Annotated in this window: 18 protein-coding genes; 7 read left to right on the top strand and 11 right to left on the bottom strand. The window is 51.3% G+C overall.

Going from position 1 to position 19,848, the window contains the following annotated elements; translation table 11 throughout:
• Positions 1–36 precede the first annotated feature (36 nt).
• Positions 37–1,203, bottom strand: a complete 1,167-nt coding sequence (locus JOD55_RS00215) for an IS1249 family transposase (protein ID WP_338022164.1) — start codon at positions 1,201–1,203, stop codon at positions 37–39.
• 396 nt (positions 1,204–1,599) lie between these two features.
• Positions 1,600–1,854, bottom strand: coding sequence for a hypothetical protein (locus JOD55_RS00220; protein ID WP_204397490.1), 255 nt, complete (start codon positions 1,852–1,854; stop codon positions 1,600–1,602).
• Here JOD55_RS00220 and murJ point away from each other — a divergent pair.
• Positions 1,841–3,466, top strand: a complete 1,626-nt coding sequence (murJ, locus tag JOD55_RS00225) for a murein biosynthesis integral membrane protein MurJ (RefSeq protein WP_204397492.1) — start codon at positions 1,841–1,843, stop codon at positions 3,464–3,466. The genes JOD55_RS00220 and murJ overlap by 14 nt on opposite strands.
• Positions 3,467–3,543: 77 nt before the next feature.
• On the opposite strand, the gene tpx is transcribed toward murJ, so the two are convergent.
• Positions 3,544–4,038 (bottom strand): thiol peroxidase, encoded by a 495-nt coding sequence (gene tpx / locus JOD55_RS00230; RefSeq protein WP_204397493.1) that lies wholly within the window; start codon positions 4,036–4,038, stop codon positions 3,544–3,546.
• Positions 4,039–4,242: 204 nt separating this feature from the next.
• Here tpx and JOD55_RS00235 point away from each other — a divergent pair, with 204 nt between their 5' ends.
• Both JOD55_RS00235 and JOD55_RS00240 read left to right on the top strand, forming a co-directional pair.
• A complete protein-coding gene (locus tag JOD55_RS00235) occupies positions 4,243–4,698 on the top strand; it encodes a phage holin family protein (protein ID WP_204397495.1) in 456 nt (151 codons plus the stop codon).
• A complete protein-coding gene (locus JOD55_RS00240; protein WP_338022165.1) occupies positions 4,695–5,069 on the top strand; it encodes a DUF3618 domain-containing protein in 375 nt (124 codons plus the stop codon). Before JOD55_RS00235 ends, JOD55_RS00240 begins: the two co-directional genes overlap by 4 nt.
• A 179-nt stretch (positions 5,070–5,248) precedes the next feature.
• On the opposite strand, the gene JOD55_RS00245 is transcribed toward JOD55_RS00240, so the two are convergent.
• Positions 5,249–5,452 carry a BldC family transcriptional regulator gene (locus tag JOD55_RS00245; protein ID WP_204397497.1) on the bottom strand — a complete coding sequence of 68 codons (204 nt, stop codon included), beginning with the start codon at positions 5,450–5,452 and terminating at the stop codon, positions 5,249–5,251.
• 340 nt (positions 5,453–5,792) lie between these two features.
• Between JOD55_RS00245 and JOD55_RS00250 the strand changes: the two genes are divergently transcribed.
• Positions 5,793–6,029, top strand: a complete 237-nt coding sequence (locus JOD55_RS00250) for a DUF3073 domain-containing protein (protein ID WP_204397499.1) — start codon at positions 5,793–5,795, stop codon at positions 6,027–6,029.
• A gap of 127 nt (positions 6,030–6,156) precedes the next feature.
• Here JOD55_RS00250 and JOD55_RS00255 read toward each other — a convergent pair whose 3' ends face one another.
• The 6 genes from JOD55_RS00255 to JOD55_RS00280 all read right to left on the bottom strand — a co-directional run bounded on the left by JOD55_RS00255 (position 6,157) and on the right by JOD55_RS00280 (position 14,748).
• Positions 6,157–7,650 (bottom strand): RNB domain-containing ribonuclease, encoded by a 1,494-nt coding sequence (locus JOD55_RS00255; RefSeq protein WP_204397501.1) that lies wholly within the window; start codon positions 7,648–7,650, stop codon positions 6,157–6,159.
• 18 nt (positions 7,651–7,668) lie between these two features.
• On the bottom strand, positions 7,669–8,034 hold the full coding sequence (locus tag JOD55_RS00260) for a sterol carrier family protein (protein ID WP_204397502.1): 366 nt from the start codon (positions 8,032–8,034) through the stop codon (positions 7,669–7,671).
• Positions 8,035–8,318: 284 nt separating this feature from the next.
• Complete coding sequence (locus JOD55_RS00265; protein ID WP_204397504.1) at positions 8,319–10,670, bottom strand: bifunctional metallophosphatase/5'-nucleotidase; 2,352 nt, start codon at positions 10,668–10,670, stop codon at positions 8,319–8,321.
• Positions 10,671–10,900: 230 nt separating this feature from the next.
• Positions 10,901–11,677 (bottom strand): TetR/AcrR family transcriptional regulator, encoded by a 777-nt coding sequence (locus JOD55_RS00270; protein WP_204397506.1) that lies wholly within the window; start codon positions 11,675–11,677, stop codon positions 10,901–10,903.
• 156 nt (positions 11,678–11,833) lie between these two features.
• Positions 11,834–12,739, bottom strand: coding sequence for a phosphoribosylaminoimidazolesuccinocarboxamide synthase (locus JOD55_RS00275; RefSeq protein WP_239538916.1), 906 nt, complete (start codon positions 12,737–12,739; stop codon positions 11,834–11,836).
• Positions 12,740–12,891: 152 nt separating this feature from the next.
• Positions 12,892–14,748 (bottom strand): phosphoenolpyruvate carboxykinase (GTP), encoded by a 1,857-nt coding sequence (locus tag JOD55_RS00280; protein ID WP_204397508.1) that lies wholly within the window; start codon positions 14,746–14,748, stop codon positions 12,892–12,894.
• Between the two features lie 330 nt (positions 14,749–15,078).
• Between JOD55_RS00280 and JOD55_RS00285 the strand changes: the two genes are divergently transcribed.
• Both JOD55_RS00285 and JOD55_RS00290 read left to right on the top strand, forming a co-directional pair.
• On the top strand, positions 15,079–16,230 hold the full coding sequence (locus JOD55_RS00285) for a hypothetical protein (RefSeq protein WP_204397510.1): 1,152 nt from the start codon (positions 15,079–15,081) through the stop codon (positions 16,228–16,230).
• Between the two features lie 120 nt (positions 16,231–16,350).
• Positions 16,351–17,079, top strand: coding sequence for a DUF3800 domain-containing protein (locus JOD55_RS00290; protein ID WP_204397512.1), 729 nt, complete (start codon positions 16,351–16,353; stop codon positions 17,077–17,079).
• A 217-nt stretch (positions 17,080–17,296) separates the two neighbouring features.
• Here the strand turns inward: JOD55_RS00290 and JOD55_RS00295 are convergent, their stop codons facing one another.
• Positions 17,297–18,583 carry an adenylosuccinate synthase gene (locus tag JOD55_RS00295; protein ID WP_204397514.1) on the bottom strand — a complete coding sequence of 429 codons (1,287 nt, stop codon included), beginning with the start codon at positions 18,581–18,583 and terminating at the stop codon, positions 17,297–17,299.
• Positions 18,584–18,841: 258 nt separating this feature from the next.
• Here JOD55_RS00295 and JOD55_RS00300 point away from each other — a divergent pair, with 258 nt between their 5' ends.
• On the top strand, positions 18,842–19,825 hold the full coding sequence (locus JOD55_RS00300) for a lipid II:glycine glycyltransferase FemX (protein WP_204397522.1): 984 nt from the start codon (positions 18,842–18,844) through the stop codon (positions 19,823–19,825).
• Positions 19,826–19,848: the final 23 nt, after the last annotated feature.

Genomic DNA, 19,848 nt, shown 5'->3' on the forward strand with positions numbered 1-19,848 from the left:
TAACCCCCAAAATGCGTTGCTTTTGACGGCGTGTTGTTAGCGTCCGGCCCAGCTTTTTCGGATGTGGAGGCTGTCTTCCCATGGTTGTTCGTGGTTGATGGTGGTGTCGATTTCGACGGGTCCGGGTTGTTCTTCTTGGACTGGTTGCTTTGGGGGTTGCGTGATGTTGTCGATGAAGCTTTCTAAGGGTTTGGGGTCGATACTGTTGGTGTATAGCCAGTAATTGATTGCGGTGAGCATGTGTTCTTCTGACCAGCCTCGGTGAGCGTGAAGGAAAGCTTTCAGGGGCGAGTTGATCCCACCTTCAAGCTTATTAGTCGTCGAGGCAAGGACAGTGGTTGTGTCTAGGTCGTCTCTGAGGTAGGTAAACAAGACCTGGTCTTTGACGTATCGGTCGAGAGATTTTATGATGCGTCTGGTCTGGTAGTGTGTGTACCACCATTTCTTATTATTTCTTGCGAAAGTGGGAATATCACTGATGGACACATCGGTGCGGTATGTTTTCTCTTCCAACCAGTCATCGTAGAGCTGGTGGAACGCTGCTAACGCTTTGACCCAAGTGATAGCGTGCTCTGCTGTGTTTATGCGGGTCAGGTCGCGTCCGAGTTGGTGTAGAGCCTTGTGTTGATCGGTTTTCGGGTTGATGGTTGTCACGCGTCGAATATTGCGTTGGATATGGACAAGGCAGCGTTGAATACGTGCTTCTGGCCAGCATTGTCTAATCGCCCCTAGTGCTCCTTTATCCCCATCAGTGACTACCACGATTGGAGCGGGGATACGTGAAAGTAGAGCCGTATAGGAGGCTTTGTTTTCACGTTGGCATACCTGATAAGTGATCACGCCCTTAGTGGTGGATGCGATCAAGATGCACCAACCATAGGGAATATAGGTCCCGTCAATAAAGACCTGGTCATATACCTCGCCTGTCACCTGCCATGCGGGTCTGGTGTGCCAGCACCAGGCATGCGTACGGTCCCAGGTGCGTAACGAGGATCCTTGGACGCGCCTGGGCGCGGTGTCCGTGACATAGGCAAGGAACTGGCGAAACTGACGCTGACGTTGTTGACGGTAATCGCGCGATGTTGAACTGTAGCGACAATCAGGGCAATACCAGCGTTGAGTACCGGACTTGTTCTTCCCGTTTTTCTTCATCATGCTTTGACATAAAGGACACCGTCGGGCTCGAATACTACGTTTTCTCACCCAAAGTACATAACCCAAGCCATGTCAAGGAACCTACCGTATAGAGCTCCTATACCTCAATAACACCGACTTTCCATTACCATGCCAGTGAAAAGTCGGATCTTAAGCAACGCTTTTTGGCGCTTAGCCCTGGTCTGGTGGCGTGGACAGGCCTGGTGTCCCCGTACGCGGGTCTGGTGGCGCATACTCAGGCCTGGCGAGGCGCCGAGCCACAGCCATCGCGGGTCTGGGTCGAATCCCGAACGTCTTTTGGTGCTCTTTTTGCAACATCTCGATATATCTCGAGATGTTGCAAAAAGAGCACCAAATTATCACACTAAGCTTCTCTTCAACAGCTGCGCCAGCTTCGCCGTGTAAAATTCGAAGCATGCGCCAATCGCACAATTACAAACCACGTCACGCCGCAGGAGAAGTCCCATTCTTTCCGCGGCGCAAACCGCGCGCACTGCGCTCTCGCTCCTTAAAAGAACCGCAGCGCACGTCATCACAAACGCCTGCTCGCATCTCAACTCCATCAGCAGCGTCTACCAATGCAGCCACCAATGCCACACACACCACTCCCGCAGCCAGTACCTCAACCACACTCAACACCTCAACGCAGACCCGCACCTCAACCGTAGCCCGGTCGTCATTAGTGATGTTTCTTGGCACGTTCACCTCGCGCCTCCTTGGTCTAATCCGCTCCCCAATCCTGCTTGGCGCTGCGCTTGGCCTAACCTCACCCGTCGCCAACTCTTTCGACATCGCCAATCGTCTCCCGACGCTCATATACATGATCATCGCTGGCGGCCTGGTCAATGCGGTGCTCGTACCAGCCATCGTGCGCGCCTCCAAAGACGCACAAGACGATGGCGCCGCTTTCATCAACAAACTCTTAACGATCACGATCGTGGTTCTGGGTGGAATCACCCTGCTTTTGACGCTCTGCGCACCGATAATTGTTAAAGCATTCGCTGCCACTTTAAGCCCTGAGTGGTATCACTTAACGGTCGTTTTTGCCTATTGGTGTCTGCCACAGATTTTCTTCTATGGCTTATACACGGTGCTGGGTCAAATTCTTAATGCGAAAGAGAACTTCGGCCCCTATATGTGGGCACCTGCTCTCAATAACGTAGTGGCAATTGCAGGATTGCTGATCATTTTGTCTTTCTACGGCAGTTCTCGCTCCACCTCCCCTGGCTCGGCGCAAGAGTGGCTCGGATTGAGTGGCATGCTACTAGGCGGCTTCTCTACCTTGGGTATCGCAGCGCAGGCGCTGATTTTGATCTTGCCGTTGCGTAAAATTGGCATTCATTTCCGGCCAGATTTTGCGTGGCGAAATTCAGGGCTGGCAAACGCCGGTAAGGCCTCTGGCTGGATGCTAGCTCTCATGATCTTGTCAATTCTGCCCACTGCGCTCCTGTCCAACGTGGCGGCGGACGCTACACAGCGCGCATTGGAGTCTGGCCAATATACGGAAGGTGTAGCTGGCAATTCGGTGTATACGGCGGCATATACGCTCTATTCTTTGCCGACGTCGCTGGTCACAGTCTCGATCGCGACGGCGATTTTCACCCAACTCGCCAAGGCTGCGGCCGATCGGGATTTCGCTTCGATCCGCTCTGACACGTCTTTAGCGCTTCGCACAGTAGCTACTTTCAATTTCCTGGCTTTGGCGGGCATTCTCGTCTTGGCGATGCCAGCTTCCCGCCTGCTGGGCTTTTTCGTCTCCAACGCCGAGGTACAGGCTCTTGCTCCCGTGTTAATGGTGATGTCGATTGGCCTGCTTGGAGTCGGTGTGCAGACGGTACTCAATCGGGTCTATTTCGCCTTTGAGAATACACGAGCCGTGTTCTTTATCGACGTGCCAATTACTATTTTCATGGCGCTCGGCTATTTCGCGGTTGGCTTCTTAGCACCTCAGTACGTGGTAATTGGCATTGCCGGAATTATGGCTTTCACCAATACGCTCGCCGCGGTAGTGATGTTTATGCATTTGCGGGGGCGTCTGGGCGGTCTGGATGAGCGCAGACTGCTGCTCACCCATGCGAAGCTGGCCTTGATTTGCCTGGTCACTGTGGGAGTTGGCGAAATTCTCATCCAGCTTTTTGGCGGATCTGCAGCGCTTTCAAGCAGTCAAGCTCTGTCTTTGGTGGCAATTCTTGTGGTGGGCACGCTCATGACCGCCACTTTTATCGGGCTCATGTTCGCATTCAAAATGGATGAAATTGGTCCGATTCAAAAAATAGTGAAAAAATTTACTTCCAAGTTCGCTGGTCGCTGAGTTGCGCTTTTCAATGCACACTGGCCGCTGTCGAGACTCTTGGACTCGATAGCGGCCAGTTTTGCGTTTAGCTTAGGTCAGATTGCAGCCAGTGCGGCGTCGTAATCTGGTTCAGTAGCGATTTCCGGCACGAGTTCGGTGTAGCTCACGTTTCCATCCGGATTGATGACGACGACGGTGCGCGCAAGCAAGCCTCGGAGCGGTCCGTCGATTTGTTCTACGCCGTAGGCAGATGGGAAATCTGAACGGAATGCGGATGCTGAGACGACGTTGTCTAGTCCCTCTGCAGCACAGAAGCGATCAAGGGCGAATGGTAAGTCCTTGGAAATACATAGAACCGTGGTGTTATCGAGTTCGGATGCTCGTTTATTAAACTCTCGCACCGATTGTGCGCACACTCCCGTATCCACGGAGGGGAAAATATTGAGAACTACTGTTCTCCCAGCGTAGTCAGAGAGTTTTACGTCAGATAGGTCTGTCGCAGTGAGCACGAAATCTTGTGCTTTTTGGCCTAATTCAGGCAGTTCTGCACAGGTATTTACGGGTTGTCCTTTGAAATGTGTTGTAGCCATACTGTGATTGTAGACACTTCTGTGACGAATGACCTAGTGTTAGTTCTGTAATTTTCCGTTAGCTGAATAGCAAGGAAAGGGTAACACGCGCATAAATTATTGCGTAGACTTGTTCTATCTACGCTGGTAGCAGTTAGTGCTTGTCGCTAGCGGTACTGCTGCAAGTGAATGCAGGCTGTTCATATAGCCATGAAGGGACTAATTGTGAGCACTACTAACCAATCGCAAGACGGACACAAAGTTGAAACAGGATCAATGTCTAGGTCGGCACTCAAGAGCGGTTCGCCAACGATCGGCGAACTTGTAGCAAAGATTACGGCTCAGTTTTCCGCATTGATTCGTGACGAAATTAAGTTCGCCGTAGCACAGGCTAAAAGCAAAGTGGCGAAACTTGGAACCGCCGGAGCACTCTTTGCAGTTGCTGGAATTTTGGCGCTCTACATGCTCAGCATGCTGTTGATGGCAGCGGGATTCGGTCTCGCAAATGTGGTGAGCACATGGCTTGCATTCCTCATCGTGGCAGGTGGATTGCTAGTTATTATCTTGATTCTCGCTTTGGTGGCGATGTCAAAGATCAAATCTGCCCAAAAAGATACCATCGACCCTAAAGCAGGTATCAATAAAGATGTTGAGGCTATCAAGAAGGGATTCAACAAGTGACTCAGGATACGAACCGAATTAATCCACACGTCGTAGCCGAGGCACGACTTGCAGCAAGCGTAAAGAAAGCTGTTGATTACGACGCTCCAGAAGGAGAGGATAATCGCAGCGCTGCACAGATCGAATCTGATCTGCAAAGAATCCGCCTCGAACTCACTGCCACAGTTGATGAGTTAGCAGCTCGACTCGATCCAAAGAATTTGCAAGAAGAAGCCAAGGTTAAGGCACAGAATGCCTTTGCTAACGCTTCTCAAAATGCGCGCAGTTTCTTAGACGCCGTGGCAAATGGCGATCCAAAGGCCTTGAAGATCTTTGGTGGTTGCGTTGCCGCAATCCTTGGTTTGATTATCGTGAAAATCATCAAACGCTGATGAGCACTTGTCCAGTTAAGGTACTTAAGTAACACCTCTGATACATGTGGTTTTTTTGGGGGGGGCGACACCCGCACTGGGTGTCGCCCCCCCCCCAACCACATAGCTAGCATCATTAATTCTGCGTATTTCTTATAGCCACGAATAGCAATGATATGAAGCTAGGATGAATAACTAGCCTATTCAGAATCGATATTTTCAGTGTTACCGTCGAGGATCGCCTGAATATCTTCCCGACGGAAACGGCGATGCCCACCCAATGTACGGATTGAAGGAATCTTCTTCGAATTCGCCCAGCGTGCAACCGTTTTAGGGTCGACTCTAAAAAGCGCCGCTACTTCAGCTGGCGTCATCAGCTCACCAGAAGGTTTTTCCTCGGTCATGTTTCCTCCTATTTCAACGTCCCCTTAAACGGCTTGGTGAGCTAAGGAAACGCTATACACAAGTCTCGCATGTTTTAGTTCTGAATACCTTCACATATCCATATTTCACACATGCATTCACCCTGCACAGCAGGGTGAATTCTTAATACCAAAATAATTGTAATTTATATATGGCAAATTCCACAAATCAGAGCTATTGGAAACACAACAGTATAATTTTATGGATCACATGGAGTTCTAAGCCGTTTCAGGGTATCGTATGTTCACGTAGAATAAATTGCAAGCAGTTGGGTGCGTGAGTTCACGCATCCTCATTCGATGATTGAGGGGGGTCGACCCTATGGGGCGCGGCCGTCAAAGAGCCAAACAGCGAAAAGTCGCACGTAACTTGAAGTATTTCAGTCCTGAAACGGATTACGCTGCTCTCGAGCGCGAATTAACATCCTACGGCAGCGAGCCAAAGGCTGAGTACGACGACGATTTCGACGACGACTACGATGCGTATGCAGAAATCGCAGCTAAGTACGACATTCCTGAAGACGACGAATCCGAAGATTGGGAGTCCGGGAAACGCTAATTAGTTGTAGCGTTGATCAGTCAGATATGGGTTGTGGTCACCAGTCGGTGGCCACAACCCATATCTACACCCAAGTCAATGAGCTCAGCGTCAAAGTGGAATTACAGCCAGCCTAAGAACAAAGCTCTTACAACTCCTGATCAGGCTGATAGCGGAAATAACTCTTTCCCTTGGCAATGTCAACACGTTCCAGCTCAACCTCAATCTGCTGCCCTAACGGCAGCGCAGGTCCACTCACCGAAGCTTCCAAAGCTGGACTGGCTAACATAATCTTTCCTCGCTGCATACCAGGCTCATCTTCGCGCGGCTCCCGCAGCTCAATCACAGTAGCCGTGAATTTCTCCCCCTCACGCCCGCGCAAGATTAACGCTTCCACGGCTCCCAAAGCACGCTTCTCCAAAGAACTCACCTGGTGATTTGAATCATTCATAATCTTTGGCAACTGCGACAAAACGCGAAGCACCCAATCGGGAATCGGCTCCTTTGCACAGACGCATCTGCACACCTCTAAACCGTATCTGTCTGCAAGACGCCGGAGAGGCGCCGTAACATGCGCGTATTCGGCCGCAATTGCTCCATGCACGCGATTTTGAGCAGCTTGGGTATCATCACCTATCCCTGGCAAAGCAAGATAGCCTGCGCCGCGAAATAGACCCGCCGCCTGATTCAAGAAAACCAGAGCCGGGCCAGCGGAAGAATCAAGAGTGCGCAAAAAATCTGGATAACTCTGATCGCTGCGCCAATCCAAACCCAACGCAGCTGCCACTCGGCGCAAACGCTCCACATCGACGTCTTGAGCAGGAGGAAGAGTGCGTAAAAGTCCAATATTTGCACGCGTCATCAAAGACGCCGCTGCCATCCCCGTGAGAAGTGAGATTTGCGCATTCCAATTTTCGACCTGCGTCAACTCACGAAACACCAGCTTGAAGCCCCGATCCGTGGATTCAATCCGCTGTTCTGGAAGATCGAGCGAAATGCCACCCCGAGCAGCCTCAACAGCAATGCGAAGTTCGCCTACAGTCTTCAACAGCGAGGCCAACGACACCGGCACGCTATCGGGAAGCTCGCCACCGCCGTCGACATGCGCTTGTACCTGCATATACGAAAGCTGAGCACGCGAACGCACCTGCACCAATTCAACGTTCGTGCGCTCTAATTCACCCGTTCGATTCAAATAATGCGTCCACAAATATGCAGCGCGATCCTGATCCGGAAGAAGCGAGGCAGCACCCTCCGAAATCACTCGTGGATGTAGCGGAATTGACGCATCAGGAAGATAGATCGTCTGCCCACGCTCGCGCAGTTCACGGTCAAGAACACCATCAGGTTCAACGTAGAGGTGCAAAGCGGCAATCGCATAATAGACCACGAAACCTTGCTCGCAATCCTCGATATACACAGCCTGATCGAGATCGCGCGACCCCTCTGGATCGATCGTCACTAACGGAATATCACGCCGATCCGGAAGAAAACTAATATCAATACTGCTGTGTCGCTGAGCTTCTTCCAAAGCCTGCGGAGAAAAATCTTTCGCAATTCCAGCTTCGGCTTTCAAATGTGAAATAGCCTCTGCAACAGCGCTTTTCGTGGCTTCATTGGCTTGTAATGCAATCTTGGGCACGTCTATACCCTACCGGTTTTAAACACCAAGCACATTAGATAGTGGAAAATACTCACTCAGGTCTGCCCGTACGCCTGAATACTGAACGCGCCCGCCACCAGTGTGCCCAGTTAAAACGAGATTAAGCCACGTAACTCCGTCCATTTCAACCACATTAGGTGGAGTTCCCCTCTTGTGAGCAGGGCCTGCAATGGCCTGCACAGCGCCAATCCAAGGCACCCGAATCTCCACGCTCTTGCCCGGAAAACGCTCGGCGAACTCTTCTAACGTGTAGCGAACCGCATCACGAACACACTGCGGATCAGCCGCTTCATCGGAGCCGAAATTCTCAACATAAGCGCGCAAAGCGGCTTGTCCACACGCAATATCCATTTTGCGCTTCATATTTGCTCCCCTTTGCTCCTGGCTGAATCGTTCGTGGATGACTCATTCACGTACGGCTTGCTCCCGGAAGTCTTGTGCACGTATAGCTTACTCCCAGAAGTCTTGTTCACCGGTGACTCGCTCGCGGATAACTCCCGCAACCCACTTAAATATGCATGCCAATCATATAAAAATCCACTGAAGAACACAGGGGCGTTTGCGCCGTGCCTTGCGGCATTATGGCGCAAACGCCCCTGCTAAGCCTGCTCATGCACAATTAACATGCACACTCAAGCAAAGTTATCTCAAGATCGACTGCGGCGCACAATTCCAACCACGCCTAATCCTGAGAGCACCAACAGTACAGCGATAGCGGCAAGCGAACTATTCTTAGCACCTGTTTCGGCCAATAGTTCAGTGCCAACACCTGGAGCTTCGCCAACCACGATCCGCAGTATTGCAAAAGACCTATCGGCAGTCTGCGCCACCGCGTAATGCGTACCTAACGCAATATCTTGCGGAATCGTATAGGAAACCTTGAGAACGCCGTCGGCACCCACAGTTTGCGTCGCAATGAGCTTGGCAAGCGAGTAGAAATACACATCAGCTTGAGCATTGGCCGCTAAACCTGGGAACACCAAATCGATCTTCTGCCCCCGCACTGCAGCAACGTTGACCACTGAAACACCGGAGGCGTCAATGAAACCCTTCACTGCGGCGTCGTCCGCAAAAACCGGACCGGTAGCCTGCTCAGCCGCCTTGATCATAATCTGCTTTGTAACCTCAGAAACCATCCCGTTTGGCAGTTTGGCCGACACTTTCACCGTGTATTTTCCAGCCGGCGTATTGGCAGGAATTGCAATCACGGCTTTGCCGCGGCCCGTCTCATCAAGTTTAGCTATGATCGCGTTATCGAGCGTGACAGCTTGCGAGCCCACGCCCTCAATAGACACCTCAGCCTGTGTGGCCTTTGGTTCATTAGCGGTCATAGACAGCGAAGAAATCTCAATGTTCGCAGTTGTACCTGCAACGAGCTCGGCTGGGAGTGTCAAACCATAGGAACGCTGCGAATAGTCAACGAGGTAAGGCCCCTGCTCACCAGTCGCTTTCGTGAGAAAGTCGTTAAAAGCATCATTATCTTTCATGCCGGTATCAACGAATCCAGTACCCTCTTTGAACACGGTAAACCCATCTCCACCGCCGAGGAGGAACGTATTCGACGCCACCGTGTATACCTTTGAGGCATCATTTGGAACGAGCTGACCGTCAACGTAGATCTCCGAAACCATCTTGCCCAGCTGAGCAGCCGGATCGTATACATACTTCACGTTCTTCGACAGCCCCAGTCGCAGCAATGGATGTGAGACCTTTGGATCAGGGTTGTGCGGATCCGTCTTCCACTGCTGTTCAAGCAGCTTGTAGAGCTGTGCACCGGTCAAATCTTTCGTCCCGAAAACGTTACCGAACGGCTGTACCGTAAACGATTGACCTTTCGTGACCTGCCCCTGCTCAAAATCTGCGCGCACTCCACCAGGATTCATAATTCCGATCTGAGCCGGCTTGGAGAATTTCTTTGAGTACTGGTAGAAAACCTCTGCTAAAAGGTTACCTGCCGAAGATTCAGTGCCGCGGTTGCCGCCGATCCCGATTGCCTCAGGCTTTGTTGGATCAGCGCTTGGTGCCGCGCCGCGCCAGGCTCCATTAGCCAAAGTGCCAACAGGCTCTTTTCCAAGATTATCTGCCTTAGTTTTAGCAGCCTCGTAGAGTTTCTTGATATCGTCGCTCTCGCCGACCTTCGGATCGATATTGACCAATTCGCACGTTGCAGTCACTTTTTTGTGATCAGCACTGACCACGATATGCGCCTTGGCAAAATCCGCTCCCGCATTCACAGTTTGGCAGGTAGGAGCACCGGAGGCAGTTTTCCCTGTCTGGGAAAGATGCGAATGGCCCGCGAACGCAATGTCTACTTTTGGTCCGAGTTGATTCGCTGCCGCGATATCTTTATGAATGAGGGCGACGACGACGTCGGCCTCACCGTTCGTATCGTTGCCGTCCTTGAGTTGTTCCGCTACTTTATTGGTTGCGGCAACCGGATCGGTGAACGTCAATCCTTTGATCGCCTCTGCAGAGACGAGCGTCGGCATCTCGTCAGTAACAGTGCCGACATAAGCGACCTTGACGCCTGCGATAGTCTCAATATGGTACGGCGGCGTATTGAGATCCGCAGCTCCCACAAGATTCGCCGCGAGCACTGGTACGCCCAAACCTGGCTTAATACGATCAACGAGATCTCTGTAGCCCTTATCGAATTCGTGGTTACCCGCAGCAGTTACCGATAGCTGCATTGCTTTGAGGATCTCCAACGTTGGCGTATCGTTGTCGATCGACGACACATACGCCGAACCACCTACCGAATCACCAGCAGAAACGAACCGCGTATTGGGATTGGCGGTACGCATCGCATCAATCTGAAAATCTAGCGCTGCAGCTTTGTCTATCTGACCATGAAAGTCAGAGATAGCTGCCAAATCAATGGCAATATCGCCATCTGCAGCTGTTGCAGTAGTACCAGTTATTCCCACCAGCCCCAGCATGAGTGCCGATACCGCACCCACTGCTTTTGACGCACGGGAATGCAACAAATGAGAATTCATACTTACCCCTTTTAAGTACGTATACATGTGCTTTTTCATGGTACGTGAATTTTTGGGGCATTACAGGCAAAATGATGAAACTGTTACTAGCGATTTACAGGGAATTTACTATTGAGGCATGCCGCCACTCGCAAATTTCTCCCATGCGAGAGCAGAATTCTTCACAGCCCAATACACCCACAACCATGACACTCATTAACTAGTAGATATAATGAGCACAATAGGGGTGCTTATCGGAAGTTACCTAGCACTCCACCCTCAACACAAGCGTAGATGTAATCCTTGATCTCATCTTGGCTCAACTCCGCCACTAAACGATCCGCCTCATCGAGTTCGAAACCTGGATAATCAGCAGGCCGCTCCACAATACGCTTCGAAAAAAGCCACGTCTCCGCAACTGACCGAATCACAGAAACCAAAGCAACCGAGCCAATATGGCTACGAACCAACTTTTGCTTGCGATTGCCCTCAGTACCCTCGCCGAAATCTACTTTTCCGTCGCCCACATTCGCATCGAGCCGCGAGCCATGTACGTAATCAAGCTGGTCATCGACAGCTGTACCCACCGCCGTCGAAAGGAATACCTCATCGAAATTCAACAGCTTCGAAGTGCCCGGCTCACCCTCAAGATCGCCAATGCGCACAAAGATATAGAGGTCAAGATCTTTAAGCATGAAATCGAGATAGACGTCGATGGCGGACTTGATCATACACTCAGGTGAAGTCTCTTCCATCATAGCCGACTTAATTCGCCCAACGAGGTCCCCTACGATGTAAGAACCCACCGTATACTGCAGACTTACCTTATCCGGGAAGTAGCGGTACAAAATCGATTTCGACGTCTTTGCATAGTCAGCAATTTGATCCATCGACACCTGATAGCCATATTTACGCACCACATCGCACGTAATTTCAACGAATTTACGCGTGCGTTCCTCGCGGTGACGAACCCAGCGCAGCGCACGACCGTCCTGTTTGTTTCCATTATCCGGCATCATCGTTGGCATTAACTTCCCCATAAACACGAAATCGAGTAAATCACATAACCATATTGGCTATTATAGTCCTCAAAATAGACTTAATAAACATAGCATTCAATTACTTCGCGCAGGCGCAAAATCCAGCAAAATGAACGTGATATTTCTCCACTAAACAGCACATTTTCAGTCTGTTAAAGTGTGCACAACCGCGAGATATGCTTCTCGAGTTTTATTCACTATATCTTGCGGTAGTTGCGGTGGCGAAAGGCGCGACGACGGCGTCCACACGCTCTCCTCAGACACCAACCAGTCGCGCACTACCTGCTTATCGAAAGATGGCTGCGGTCGACCAGGGTGATATTTATCGACGTACCAAAAACGGGACGAATCCGGCGTCAGAAGCTCGTCCCCCAACACGACGTCGTCTTCCCCGTTATCGTAGGGAACCCCGTACTCAAGCTTGGTATCTGCGAGAATCAAGCCCCGCTCATACGACGTGCGATAAGCCTGGCGATACACAGTGAGCGAATAATCGCGTATCAATTCCGCATTACTCGCGCCAACAATCTCTTTAAACTGGGCGAACGTAATATTCTCGTCGTGCTCACCGCGCGCCGCTTTAATCGACGGCACAAAAATCGGTTCGGCAAGTTCTTCCGAATCGGCGATACCAGTAGGAAGTTTCTGCCCAGCTACAGCACCCGTCTGCTGATACTCCTCGTAAGCCACACCCGCCAAATATCCGCGCACCGTGCACTCCACCGGAAACATCTTCAATCGCTGTGCAACCAAAGCCCGATCTTGCACCGCCTCGGGAATCTCGCAGTCGAGCAGATGATTAGGCACAATCCCTGCCAACTCCTGAAACCACCAGCGCGAAAGGAAAGTCAGAAACTTCCCCTTGTCTGGAATCACAGAGGGCATCACGAAATCAAACGCGCTTATCCGATCAGAAGAGACCATCATGATAGTTTCCATGCCAAAATACGAATCCGCGCTGGTTGGCACATACAAATCACGAACTTTGCCGCTAGACGTATGTGACCATCCCGGAATTGATGCAATGCCCGAAGAAAAGGCGCTCATCATACCTCTCTTCCTCGTCGAAGCCACTAGTGCAAGCGTACTGGTTGCTCACCGAAAATAACACACGAACGTGCGCATATCTCACTAGAACATGAGGGCTGGAGCAAATTGCTCCAGCCCTCATGTCGCTTAAGTTCTAGCTCTTACTATTCAGCTCACTTGGCATCAGCGATGCGTGCGCGAAGCTTGTCAAGCTCAGCTGCGATAGCAGCAGGAAGCTTGTCGCCGAACTGCTCGAAGTACTTGGCCGAATCTTCAGCTTCAGCACTCCATGCCTCTGGATCAGTAGCGTAGAGCTTTGCCCAATCCTCAGCAGTGATGTCAAGGCCTTCGAGGTTGAAGTCCTCAAACTTCGGGTAACGGCCAGTCATGCCCTCAATTGCATCAACTTCGCCTGCGCAACGACGCACAACCCAGTCAAGAACGCGAGCGTTCTCGCCGTATCCTGGCCACATGAACTTACCGTTCTCATCCTTGCGGAACCAGTTAACCTGGAATACCTTCGGGAACTTCTCGCCAAGCTTCTCGCCCATCTCGAGCCAGTGACCCCAGTAGTCGGCCATGTTGTAGCCACAGAATGGGAGCATAGCGAATGGGTCGTGACGCAGGGAGCCAACGGCACCTTCTGCTGCTGCGGTCTGCTCGGAAGCAACCGTTGCGCCAACGAATACGCCGTGGGTCTGGTCGAATGCTTCTGCAACAAGTGGAACGTTGCTTGCGCGGCGTCCACCGAAGAGAATTGCGTCAACAGCAACACCCTGTGGTGCCTCCCAATCCTCACAGATAATTGGGCACTGAGCAGCAGGAGCAGTGAAGCGCGAGTTAGGGTGAGCAGCCTTCTTGCCCGCTTCGGTATCAGCCTTGGTGAAATCGTTACCTTGCCAATCAATGAGGTGTTCTGGCTGCTCGGCGTCAATGCCTTCCCACCACACGTCACCGTCGTCGGTCAATGCGACGTTGGTGAAGATTACGTTCTCCTTCATGGAGTCCATAGCCATTGGGTTGGTATCGTACGAGGTTCCTGGAGCAACACCGAAGAAGCCTGCTTCTGGGTTGATTGCGTAGAGGCGTCCGTCTGGACCTGGACGCATCCAAGCGATGTCGTCGCCAACGGTCTCAACCTTGTAGCCCTCGATGGTTGGCTGGAGCATGGCGAGGTTGGTCTTGCCACAAGCCGATGGGAATGCAGCGGTTACGTGGTACTGCTTGCCAGTCTTTTCATCGGTAAGACGCAGGATGAGCATGTGCTCTGCCATCCAACCATCGCGACGTGCCATCGTCGAAGCGATACGCAGTGCGAAGCACTTCTTGCCGAGCAGTGCGTTACCGCCGTAACCGGAACCGAAGGACCAAATCTCGTTCGTCTCTGGGAAGTGGGTGATGTACTTTTCATCGTTGCATGGCCATGCAACGTCAGCTTCACCTTCAGCGAGCGGCTTACCAACCGAGTGAACTGCTGGAACCCAAGCTCCACCTTCACCGATGAGCTTCAGTGCCTCAGCGCCCATGCGGGTCATGATACGCATGTTGACGACGACGTATGGGGAGTCGGTGAGCTCAACACCAAGCTGCGAAATTGGGCCGCCGAGTGGTCCCATTGAGAAAGGAACAACGTACATGGTACGTCCAGCCATCGAACCACGGAACACGCCGTTCTCGCCAATGAGGGTTTCCTTCATTTCCTTTGGATCTGCCCAGTTGTTGGTTGGGCCTGCATCTTCTTCCTTTTCGGAGCAGATGTAGGTGCGGGACTCAACACGTGCAACGTCAGATGGAAGGGAACGAGCCAAGAAAGAGTTCGGACGCTTTTCTGGGTTCAAGCGGGTGAACATTCCGCTATCAACCATAAGCGTGGTGAGACGATCCCATTCTTCTTGGGAGCCATCGGACCATTCGATCTGCGCTGGTTTGGTGAGGTTTGCAACCTCAGTTACCCATTCGATGAGATCAGCTGGAGCGATGGAAGGTGCACCTTCGCGTACTTCGTCAACTGTGTAGGTCTTGTCTGTCATCGCATATCCTCCTAGAGTTTGGGCGATGTTGTACCGGATTTTCTTCCAATAACTATTGTCCACTGAAGTAGCGCGGATTTGGTGGGACTATCGGCTCGCGATTTTCCTTATGATATTGCGAAATACCAGCGCGTATACTTCGTCTCCATTCTCTGTTGTTTCATGCAGTTTCTCTACTTTTAACGCCAATACGGCTAAGCGCGAAATTGAGCCAACCAAGGTAGACAGTCCTAAGTTTTCGTGTATCCATATTTTTCTGCGAAAATTTATTTTCTTCCGTTATAGTTGAAAATGAAATATCACATTCACTCTTTACCTAGGGAGAACAGCATGCAAGGTGCTACCAAAAAATCTCGGAGAAAAGTAGCAGCGTTCCTGCTTCCTTTCGCCCTGCTGCTCACTGCTTGTGAATCGCACAATAACGTCGCAGTTCACGAAGATGGATCGATGGAGATTGCTCTTCATTTCAAAGACGATTCTGGCATGTTTGCACAACAGTTTAAGTGCCAAGATCTTGAGAAAGAAATGGACATCACGACAATCGACAAGGTGCTTACCGACATCCAGATGACCGACAACTCATCAGGCAACACACTCGACTGCACTATGACTATTAAGTCAAAAGGTAGCGCGGTCAATGGCGACACGTTGATCGAAACACCTGATAGCTACATCCTGAACTTTGGCACCGACGGCGAAACGGAATTTAAAGAACAAGATCTTGAGATGTTCAAGCAGTTCAACGTGCAGTTCTCGTTCAACGTCAAGATGCCTGGCGAGATTGTCAAAGCTGATGGAGCAACGGTCAATGGCAACACGGCGACCTACAACGACATAAAGATCCTATCCAAGAAGATCACCGTCGAGGGTAAGAAGAGCGCTAAGGGTAGTGTAGCGACTACTAAAGACGACAAGAAAGACGATTCCAAGAAGGACGCAAAGAAGAGCTCCGAAGCTAAGAAAGACTCCGGCTCTGATGAGGCAAAAGAGTCAGAAAGCTCAATCCTGCCATGGGCACTGGGCGGACTTGTAGTTCTAGGATTAATCGGAGTTGGCATATTCTTCTTGGTTCGCAAGAAGTCCAATGACAATCCTGCGCAAGGCTATGGCTTTGATGGACAGTCTCCTTATGGTCAAAATCCATACGGCCAGCAACCTACACCAGGAGCTCCTTACCAATACAATCCGCAAGGTGCGCCGCAGCAAAGTTCAGGATCGCCATTCTCATATGCAGAAGCCCCGGCGCCTGTACAGCCAATGCCAGGTCAGCCACCGGTTCCACCAGCACCACCTGTCCCACCAATTGCTCAGCAACCAGGCGAGCCTGTACCACCAGTGGCACCGGCAGAACCAACCCTGCCAGTGCCGCCGGCAGCCGACGCTCCGTTGGCATCGGAAACTGCGCCAGGCACCGCGCCAGCGCCGTCAACTGACGGCACCGAGGACGACACCCCCGATTACAACAACTGGCGTAAGCAATAAATCAATGTAAATGGACGTGTGGGCGGGAGCTTGAAGCTCCCGCCCACACCACAACGAGCGATCACACACGCATACTCAACGTTGTTGCTGCTGCATAAAACGAAGAAACTAATAGTTGCCGTGGAATATACACTTTTTGTTGACGAGTCATACAATGCTGGGCATTACTACATTGCTGGTGTGCTGGCGACAGCATCCCAATTGGCTGATCTGGAAAGCCGTTTTTTGAAGATAGCTAGCTACTACCAAATCGTCAATAATCTCCCCCACCTCCCAGAATTTCACGGGCACTCCATCATGACGGGTCGTGATGACTGGGTCGCTGTTAATGGAAACTTTGGTTCATCCATTACTCTTCTTCACCGTTTAACTACAGCAATTTCTCAATCTGGAGTAGAGATTTTCATCGAGGGTGTTGACACCAAGCGGCTTAATGATCGCTATAAGTATCCTGACCCTCCGCACGAGATCTGTTTACGCCACCTGCTTGAACGGATAAATGAGCATTTATATCACACTAGTGAGGTCTGTAAAGTTATCGCGGACACTGTCCCCGATGAAGCCACTTATCAACAACGTATCGAATATTACTGTGGTGCATTAACCCTAGGATACCGTAGCCAAAAGCTTCTTCACATCGACCCTACAATCAATTTTGTCGATTCGCGAAACCATTTCGGCGTTCAAAGTGCGGATATTGTTGCTTATCTCCATCGCCGTCTCAACGAAAATACAAGTTCCTCTAAATCCACGAAGAGAGCCTGCCAGCGTGTTTACAAACCACTACAGGACAATATATCAAAACGGCTCGAAAATGGCGCCGATAAAAAGCTCGGGTCCTTTTCTTAAGGACCCGGCGACAACGTTTCCTAACGGACTCGTCGTAAAAAATCATAACCAGATCTTCATCGTTGGCGCAAGACAAATCTGATTATTGAGATAGCTCAACCCTCATGTCAGATGGCCACATGATCCGTATGAAAACTATGAAACTTGGGGAGTTTTTTGCAACATCTCGACGCATATCGAGATGTTGCAAAAAACTCCCCATTTCCGTATCTGTGTTTTAGTCAAGCAACGAAGTACGCACAATCGTCTGATCGCGGCCAGGCCCAACACCAATCGAAGAAATCCGGCAACCAGAAAGTTCTTCGAGTTTAAGCACATAATCCTGCGCTGCCTGCGGCAGCTCCTCGAAAGTCTGGCACTGCGAAATATCTTCCGTCCACCCGGGGAAGTACTCATAAATTGGCTTCACATGATGCATGGCAGTTTGAGAATCCGGCAGATCCTCAATCCGCTCACCATCCAACTCATAAGCAACACACACCGGAATCTGCTCAATGCCAGTAAGCACATCCAACTTCGTCAAAACGATATCCGTCAACGAGTTGACCTGGCTGGCGTAACGCGCCACCACGGCGTCGTACCATCCGCAACGACGCGGCCGCCCCGTCGTCGTGCCATACTCTCCACCAACTTCACGCAAGCGCTCGCCCCACTCGTCGAAAAGTTCAGTCGGGAACGGCCCCTCACCAACGCGAGTGATATACGCCTTCGCCACGCCAACGATCCGGTCAATGCGGCGCGGCCCCACACCAGAGCCCGTGCAGGCGCCGGCAGCCGAGCAAGAAGACGACGTCACAAACGGATACGTGCCATGATCGATGTCGAGCATCACAGCCTGTCCGCCCTCGAATACGAGCGTCTCACCACGATCAAGCGCATGGTTGAGCTCCGCCGTCACATTCATCAGCATCGGCTTGACGCGATCAGCATAGGAAAGCAGCTCGTTGGTGACGGCATCGACGTCGAACCCGTCCTCGCCATACACTTTTTCCAGCATGCCGTTCTTCTGCTGAAGCGCGCCCTCCACCTTTTGCCGCAGGATCGAGGGGTCGAAAAGGTCTTGAATACGCAGGCCAATGCGGTTCATCTTGTCGGCATACGTTGGGCCAATGCCGCGCCCGGTGGTACCGAGTTTGCGGCTGCCGAGCATGCGCTCATTGACGGCGTCCATCGTCTTGTTATACGAAGGAATGATGTGCGCGTTATTAGAAATGCGCAGCTTAGAGGTGTCGATCCCGCGCGAATTAAGCTCTTCAATTTCCGAGAAAAGCACTTCAAGATCAACCACTACCCCATTGCCGATCACCGGCGTACAACCTGAGGTTAGGATGCCGGCAGGCAGCAGGTGCAAAGCAAATTTTTCACCATCGACGACGACGGTGTGCCCAGCATTGTTTCCGCCATTATATTTCACTACGTAATCCACTTGGGTTCCAAGCTGATCGGAGGCCTTACCTTTTCCTTCATCGCCCCACTGAGCACCCACGATAATAACTGCTGGCATCTTGCTTCACGTCCTTTACGTTTACTGATGAGCTCTTCGCCTATTCGTAAAACGCCACGCGGACGGAAAAATTCCACAGCACGCTTTACTTAGTAATAATAGCGACCTCCAAGCCGCCATGACGACATGTTTCACATGCCGAGAGGGAAAGTCTCATATCCTGCAATTCTTCATCGCAAAAGGCGCCAAGTAGAGAATCTCCCTACAAGGCGTGTGTGAAATGAAAATACTAATTCCGTCTCTATATATACTGTTCATATGATTCTCGACGTCACCAATAAGCCCAGCGTGGAAAAATTCGATACATTCCTCGCCCACTCGCCCCATGCCACCATCCTTCAAACCCGAAATTGGGCCAAGGTCAAGGACAACTGGCAAAGCCATCATTTGTATATTGAGCGCGACGGCGAAATCCAGGCTGCCATCTCACTGCTGTCCATTTTTGACCAGCGTGCAGGCGGATATTTCTTCTACGCACCTCGCGGGCCTGTTTGCGATTTGTACGACGTCGATACCGTCACCGAGCTATTCGCTGAAGTCACCGACTACGTGCGTGAACACGAGGGTTTCGTGGCACGTATCGATCCAGAAGTTCCCTACGACGCCGAGCTGGTAGAGAAGTACGCCGCCGCCGGGTACACGTTCACCCAAGATCCAAAAAACACAACGCAGCCACTTCAAAGTCTGGTGCTCAATATTGGTGGACGCTCCGGGGAAGAAATCCTCACCGGGCTGTCTCGCGGAACTCGTAAAACCGTGCGTCGCTCCTACCGCCTTGGCATCAGCAATAAGGTAGGTACCCGCGCTGACCTCCCCGAGTTCTATCGCATTCTCGAAATCATGAACAAGCACCACGGGCTGTCTTACCGCCCTTACGAATACTTCGAAAAGCTCTATGACGCTTTCCCAAACAATACGCGACTGAGTTTCTCGATGTACGACGGCGAAGCCATCGCCACGTCGTTCCTCATCACTTTCGGCAAACGCGCTTTCTCTATTTATGGCGCTGACACGCACGAATACAACCTCGGCCAGAGCTACCAGATCAACTACGAAGAGATTTGCTACGCCGCGCAAGCTGGTTGCGACTACTACGATATGGGTGGCATTTTCTCCACAGATGAAGACGACGGTCTGTACCAGTTCAAGAAAAAGTTCACTGAGGACAACGTCGTATCCTGGATCGGGAACTTGGACATCGTGATTGATCCGGATACGTACGGGCACTTCATCAAGAAATAATACGTAAAGATTTGAGAGGGAAA

It is taken from the genome of Arcanobacterium pluranimalium (assembly GCF_016907845.1).
Classification (GTDB): domain Bacteria; phylum Actinomycetota; class Actinomycetes; order Actinomycetales; family Actinomycetaceae; genus Arcanobacterium_A; species Arcanobacterium_A pluranimalium.